The following is a 4,987-nucleotide window of genomic DNA, read 5'->3' as shown; positions in this document are numbered from 1 at the left end:
CGGCACCATCATGGACAATATCCGCTACGGCAAGCTGGATGCCACGGACGATGAGGTCATAGCCGCCGCCAAGACCGTATGCGCCCATGACTTCATCTCCCAGATGGAGAACGGCTACTACACCGAGGTGAACGAGCGGGGAAGCAGGCTCTCCGCGGGCCAGAGACAGCTAATCTCCTTCGCCAGGGCGCTGCTGGCCGACCCGAAGATACTGATTCTGGACGAGGCCACCTCCAGCATCGACACGGAGACGGAAATCCTGCTGCAGAAGGGCCTGAACGAGCTGCTAAAGGGCCGCACCTCCTTCATCATCGCCCACAGGCTGTCCACCATCAAGAATGCCGACTGTATCATGTACGTCGATAAGGGCGGCATCCTGGAGCGTGGCACCCACGAGGAGCTGGTGGCCCAGGAGGGCGCTTACTATGAGCTGTATATGTCCCAGTATGATTTCCTGACCCAGGAGGCTGCGGGGGGACAGGGTCAGATGCCCCTGAAGTTCGAGACCGCCCAGTACACCGGTGCATGAATTTCCGAGTAATCTTTGCTCGATGTCCGCGCCTGGCCCCATATAGCATTAATCACATAAAAGCTGCAGCCGGAACCGGGATTCCATCCCCATTCCGGCTGCTTTCTTTACGGGAAATACCACTATGCATTTGTCTTCATCCTAACCCTACAGCTTCCTGACCTGCACCGCCAGAGCCTCCCTGTCCGCGCACCCCGCCTTCTCCAGGATATGGGTCATATGCTTCTTCACAGTCCCCTCCGCGATGTACAGCTCCTTTCCGATCTCCCGGTTGCTCATGCCGCCTGCCGCCAGCCTGGCCACCTCCGACTCCCTGTCCGTAAGCCCCATGGCCCTGAGCCCAAAGTACACTCTCTGGCCGTCCGCCTCCGCCCGTTCCGCCTCGCTGTCCTGGGGCTCCTCCATGTAGGAGATCAGCATCCGCTCCAGCCTGAACTTCACAGGCATCAGCAGAAGAATGAGAACCGCCGTAAACAGGATGTCGCCGCTCATCATTACCGTAAGGAGAGAGACTACCGTGACAAACATATCCGCATTTCCCAGCATGTTTGCGGAAAACCCGTCGGCGAGCATATCCATAATATTCATCAGGAATGTGATGATACAGGCTACCACAGCCGCCTTCTCCACACACCGGACCGCCTCCACAGACCTCCGCAGCTCCATCCTGGAGCATCCCTTCCCTTTCCTGGCAAAGGCTCTTGCAAATCCCCGGAAGAAATCCTTCACCATTCCGGCCTGGTACAGAATCAGTACAATGATACAAAGCTGGAGCATAGGAACCCATACGTCGCAATAGCGGATAATTTTCCACACTCTGCGGGGCCCTCCATATATCGCCAGACCTAAGTACAGAATCCAGGCAATCCCCAGCGCCGACCATAACCATCTGCATCCCAGTACCTTCCCTAATTTCTTCAGAAATTTTTTCTCCCTAAAATTTTTCATCTCGCTCCCACCTTTCCTCTTATTCCAGTTCCGCGTCTGCCCCGCCAGCACCCGGACATTGGCAGATACCCTCATTTTACCGAAAGCGCCCTGCATTTTGCAAGATGATTTCCCGTACCACCCCTCGAAAAAGGGGGTGGTATCCTTCTACCACCCCCGTCGTTCCGCTATTTATCAGCCTCTCCCGCTCCGGACACTACCCTCAGGAACTTGCCGGCGCTCATCCGATTCCTCAAATCCCCAGCAGCATAGCGGCGAACCGGAAATATACCAGCAACGATAAAGCGTCCACGATTGTTGTAATGAACGGGCTGGCCATCACGGCCGGGTCGAATCCAATCCGCTTGGCTCCTATGGGCAGCAGACAGCCCACCACCATAGCCATCAGCACCGCCGCCACCAGAGTCAGGCACACCGTAAGCGCCACCCACAGCCCCACCCGGTCGAAGAGCATCAGCTTGGCGAAATTCGCCGCCGCCAGCGTCCCGCCGCAGAGAATGGCCACCCTGATTTCTTTCCACACCACCTTGGGCACGTCGCGATAAGTAATCTCCCCCAGGGAAAGCCCGCGGATAATGGTCACGCTGGCCTGGCCGCCCGCATTTCCCCCTGTGTCCATCAACATGGGAATGAAGACTGTCAGCACCGCGCATACGCTCAACGCGTCCTCAAAGGAAGCGATGATCGCCCCCGTAAAGGTGGCCGACACCATCAGCAGCAGCAGCCAGGGAATCCTTTTCTTATATGTCTCTCCCACGGTGGTCCGCATGTAGGGCTTGTCGCTGGGCACGATGGCCGCCATCTTCTCCATGTCCTCCGTGGTCTCTTCTTCCATGATGTCAACGATGTCGTCAACCGTGATGATGCCCACCAGGCGGTTCTCGTTGTCCACCACCGGCATGGCGATGAAGTCGTATTTCTTGAACTGCTCCGCCACCTGCTCCTGATCCATGAGGGTGTGGATGGAGATCACGTTCTCGTGCATGATGTCCGCGATCCGCTCGTCCCCCCGGCTCAGCAGGAGATACCGCAGCGCCACAGTGCCCACCAACTGCCTCCTGGCATCCAGCACATAGCAGATATTGATGGTCTCGCTGTCCAGACCCACGGCCCGGATTCGCTCGATGGCCTGATCCACCGTCAGACTCTCCTTCAGGGACACGTACTCCACCGTCATGATGCTCCCCGCGGAATCCTCCGGGTAGCGCAGAAGCTGGTTCACGGCCTGGCGGGTCTCCGGATTGGCATTGGCCAGCAGCCGCTCCACCACATTGGCGGGCATCTCCTCCAGGAAATCCGCGGCATCGTCCGCCATCAGGTTGTCGATGACGCTGCCGGCCTCCCTGTCGGACAGGGAGGTGATGATGGCCTCCTGGCTGTCGAACTCCAGATAGGAGAACACGTCCGCCGCCAGGTCCTTCGGCAGGATGCGGTACACCTTCAGCCTCTCCTCGTCCTCCAGCTCCTCCATCAGGAACGCGATGTCCGCCTCGTTGAGCTCGACAAGGAATTGACGGATATTCGTATACTTCCTGGCGGTAAGGAACTCCTTAAGTTCCTCTAATTCGATTCTTCTCTCCATAGCATTTCTCCTTATGTGGTTTTAGAATTGTCCGGCAACTTCGACCAGGAAGAGGGTTGTCGCTGCTTATTTTCGTACTCTTCATCCAAAACCACCACCTTTCGAAATGCTGTATTCATCAGAATCCGCGATACGTCTCTGACATTCCCATTTTAACGTCAGAACGCCTCTTTGTCAATGTAATAAATCTCTTTTATTCCCTCCAGACCCACCCGCCCGCTGGTGGCGTCCGCCAGCTCCTTCTTCAGTATGCCCAGCGCCTCCGCAGGAATATGCAGCCGCAGGGCCACATTCTGCCCGTATTCCGCGGACAGGGGCTCTATGCCTCTTTCCCTCAGCAGGTACTGCACCTTGCCTATGTCGCCGTAGTCCGCTTCCGCCACAGCCTCATAGCCCGGGCGCATCCTGCCCACCTGGCAGTTCCGCAGGCCCTCCTTCACGGCCTGGGTGTAGGCCCTGACCAGGCCCCCGGTGCCCAGCAGCACGCCGCCGAAATACCTGGTGACCACCACCGCCGCGTTGCGGATCCCCTCCCCCGTCAGCACCTCCAGCATGGGCCGCCCCGCCGTCCCGGACGGCTCCCCGTCGTCGCTGCAGCGAGTCAGCTCCGCCCTGCCGCCTATCACGAAGGCGGAGCAGTTGTGCCTGGCGTCCCAGTATTTCTTCTTCATCTCTTCGATGAAGCGGACTGCCTCCTCCTCGCTCTCACATGCCCGAAGCGTGGCGATGAAGCGGGATTTCTTCTCCACATACTCTCCCTCTCCGCCTGATAACAGCACGCGGTAGGAGCCCTCTCTTCCACTTTCCATATATCTTCCCCGTTTCCCGTCTGATTTTTCTGTCATTATGCCTTTCTTCCATATAGAATAGCATAATATGTCTAAAATGTGAAACAATTATTAAGAAGAAAAAGAAATCCTTTATTTACATAATACTTTTTGGTATAATGTATTAAATATGCGAATACGCAACCATCCCTTCCAAAACGTATCAGCAGAAAGGCGAATCAAATGAACTATGGAAAAAGAGGTGTCCGCGCCAAGCAGAGGGCACTTAACTCTAAGACAACAAAACTGGGGCGCAAGCTCATACTGACCCTGGTGAAGCTTGCCCTGGCCTCCGTCATCGGCATCGTAATCTGCGCCGTCTGCGCCGGGCTGGGCGCCTACAAGGGCATCCTGGCCTCCACGCCGCAGATCCACTTAAGCGATGTGGTGGCCACGGGGGAGGCTACCATCGTGTACGACTGCGAGGGCAACGAAATCGACCAGTATGTCAGCATGAACTCCAACCGGATCCAGATCAACAGCATGGACCTCATCCCCAAGCATCTGGGAGATGCTTTCGTGGCTCTGGAGGACAAGCGCTTCTACAAGCACAATGGCGTGGATTTCGAGGGAATTGTCCGCTCGGCCGTACACTTCATACAGTCCATGGGCAAGACAAAGGAAGGTGCCAGCACCATCACCCAGCAGCTTCTGAAGAACACCATCTTCACCACATGGACCGAGGAAAACGGGAACATGATTAAGATGTTCAAGCGAAAGTTCCAGGAGCAGTACCTGGCCCTGGCCATCTCCGAGCGGTTCACCAAGGAGGAGGTGCTGCTGCGCTATATGAACGCCATCAACCTGGGGCAGAACACCCTGGGCGTGGAGTCCGCTTCCCAGCGGTACTTCGGCAAATCCTGCAGCGACCTTACCCTGTCGGAATGCGCCGTCATCGCCTCCATCACCCAGAACCCCACCGGCCTGGATCCCATCCGCTTCCCTGAGTCAAATGCCAAGCGCCGGCTGGATTGCCTGAACAACATGCTGGAGCTGGAGTTCATCACGGATGCGGAATACGAGGAGGCCATCGCGGATACGGAGGCGGTATATAATCGCATCGAGCTCCACGACCTGGATGTCCAGACCGCCGTCAACACC

General features: G+C 56.9%; 5 protein-coding genes. 2 read left to right on the top strand and 3 right to left on the bottom strand.

The genetic code is table 11. The annotated features are described in order from the left end of the window. A partial coding sequence (locus Q2B33_RS11265; protein WP_300823270.1) for an ATP-binding cassette domain-containing protein occupies positions 1–529 on the top strand: 529 nt, incomplete at its 5' end. A 147-nt stretch (positions 530–676) separates the two neighbouring features. Here Q2B33_RS11265 and Q2B33_RS11260 read toward each other — a convergent pair. The 3 genes from Q2B33_RS11260 to Q2B33_RS11250 all read right to left on the bottom strand — a co-directional run bounded on the left by Q2B33_RS11260 (position 677) and on the right by Q2B33_RS11250 (position 3,868). Beyond that, entirely contained in the window at positions 677–1,477 is an 801-nt protein-coding gene (locus Q2B33_RS11260; protein WP_289767604.1) for a response regulator transcription factor, read from the bottom strand. Between the two features lie 232 nt (positions 1,478–1,709). Next, a complete protein-coding gene (mgtE, locus tag Q2B33_RS11255) occupies positions 1,710–3,059 on the bottom strand; it encodes a magnesium transporter (RefSeq protein ID WP_300565745.1) in 1,350 nt (449 codons plus the stop codon). Positions 3,060–3,217: 158 nt separating this feature from the next. After that, on the bottom strand, positions 3,218–3,868 hold the full coding sequence (locus Q2B33_RS11250) for a YigZ family protein (protein WP_300565747.1): 651 nt from the start codon (positions 3,866–3,868) through the stop codon (positions 3,218–3,220). Between the two features lie 201 nt (positions 3,869–4,069). Here Q2B33_RS11250 and Q2B33_RS11245 point away from each other — a divergent pair. Further along, on the top strand, positions 4,070–4,987 hold a 918-nt coding region (locus Q2B33_RS11245), incomplete at its 3' end, for a transglycosylase domain-containing protein (protein ID WP_300914002.1).

The organism is uncultured Acetatifactor sp. (assembly GCF_948601915.1).
Classification (GTDB): Bacteria; Bacillota; Clostridia; order Lachnospirales; family Lachnospiraceae; genus Acetatifactor.
Note: the sequence above shows the minus strand (reverse complement) of the source record. Positions and strands in the feature narration are given on the sequence as shown.

What these genes read in the sequence shown, in the direction of transcription:
- Q2B33_RS11250 (WP_300565747.1), bottom strand. Translation starts at nt 3,868, where the DNA reads ATGGAAAGTGGAAGAGAGGGCTCCTACCGCGTGCTGTTATCAGGCGGA.
- Q2B33_RS11260 (WP_289767604.1), bottom strand. Translation starts at nt 1,477, where the DNA reads ATGAAAAATTTTAGGGAGAAAAAATTTCTGAAGAAATTAGGGAAGGTA.
- mgtE (WP_300565745.1), bottom strand. Translation starts at nt 3,059, where the DNA reads ATGGAGAGAAGAATCGAATTAGAGGAACTTAAGGAGTTCCTTACCGCC.